1 protein-coding gene is annotated in these 1,396 nt (G+C 59.7%); it reads right to left on the reverse strand.

What is annotated here, in order from left to right; genetic code table 11:
• Window positions 1-241: 241 nt before the first annotated feature.
• A complete protein-coding gene (locus tag NKH29_RS32515) occupies window positions 242-1,267 on the reverse strand; it encodes an IS110 family RNA-guided transposase (RefSeq protein ID WP_353001425.1) in 1,026 nt (341 codons plus the stop codon).
• Window positions 1,268-1,396: the final 129 nt, after the last annotated feature.

The following is a 1,396-nucleotide window of genomic DNA, read 5'->3' on the forward strand; positions in this document are numbered from 1 at the left end:
GGTTGTCTAATCGCCGCTGGGACGTCAAGCATGTAATTGCGTCGAGACGGACGCTGCCGGGTGCATGGTTGTCTTCGCGGTCGACATCAGTCGCCGCATGATGGAGCTCCGCGGACGAGCCTTCAATGTGGACGACGCACTTTGCTGAGACAGCGGTGCAACCCCATCAGCGGAATGGCTCGGCTCACGTCCCGGCAGGGACGTCTCAGGCGCTCAGACCCTGAACGCTATTCGCAAGATTTCATGCTGTGGCGCCTGCATTTCGATCAAAGAACTCACCGGTCTTGAGCATCGAATGCATTATCACCGCCAGTTTGCGCGCCACAGCCACGGCAGCTCGTTTGAAGCCAACCCTCTCCCGGAGCTTGAGGCCCCACGTGCGCAGGCTGCTGTCGATCGAGCTGCGTGTCAGGATGACCGCCGCAGCCTCATAGAGAAGTCCCCGCAAATGTCGATCGCCGCGTCGGGATATATGGCCGTCATAATCGACTTCTCCCGATTGGTAGCGGCGAGTTGTCAGGCCGATCCAAGCGGCAACAGAGCGGGACTTCTTGAAGTTGCCCGGATCTTCAATGGCAGTGGCGAAAGAGGTTGCGGTAATGGCGCCGATGCCGGGGATCGACATGAGTATGCGGCATGCTTGGCTTTGACGTGCATCTGCGACAAGCTGGCGCCCAAGCTCGGCGGCACGGATGCGAATGCTGCGCCAGGCTTCCAACATCGGTAGGACGACAGGAGCAAGCTCGCTCTGATCGATAAGAAGGCTCCGGACATTCTTTTCGAATGTAGTTCCCTTACCGGCGGGAACGAGCAAGCCGAACGTTTTCATGATCCCTCGGATCTGGTTGGAAAGCTCGACGGTGATCCGGACCAGCCGAGTGCGTGCTGCCACGAGCGTGCGGGTCAACATACTGTCGAAGCCTTTCACGCGCACCTCGCGAAAGAATCCTGCTTCAGCAAGACGTGCCAAACCATCGGCGTCATTCGCATCCGTCTTGTTCGCCGCCATATCGAGAGCGGCTTTGGCATGGCGCGCATCGATGCAGATGGCTGGCACTCCCTCGGCGCGCAGCGCATGATAGAACCAAACTGACAGCGGGCCGGTTTCGAACACGACGCGCTTTGCGGCCGGCGCCCGCTTGCGGACAAGCTCGGCAATGATCCTGGGATCAGATGCGCACTTCCCACGCCAGATCCGTTCGCCTTCACGGCGGATCGACACTGCCGTCTCTTTCATCGACACGTCGAGACCGATATGTTCTTCCATGGCTGTTCTCCGTTGATGCTGGGCCCGGCGTCCAGTCGTGAGCCCGTATTTCATCTTATCGGGGAACAGCCACCCTCCAAGGCTATGATCGGTTCCAGGGCGCGTCGCTCCCGCGATTACCCCATGTGG

Origin of the sequence: Mesorhizobium sp. M1295 (genome assembly GCF_040318135.1) — a bacterium.
Classification (GTDB): domain Bacteria; phylum Pseudomonadota; class Alphaproteobacteria; order Rhizobiales; family Rhizobiaceae; genus Mesorhizobium.

Excerpts from the sequence above, each read along its gene's own strand:
- NKH29_RS32515 (WP_353001425.1), bottom strand. The coding sequence starts at position 1,267 with ATGGAAGAACATATCGGTCTCGACGTGTCGATGAAAGAGACGGCAGTG.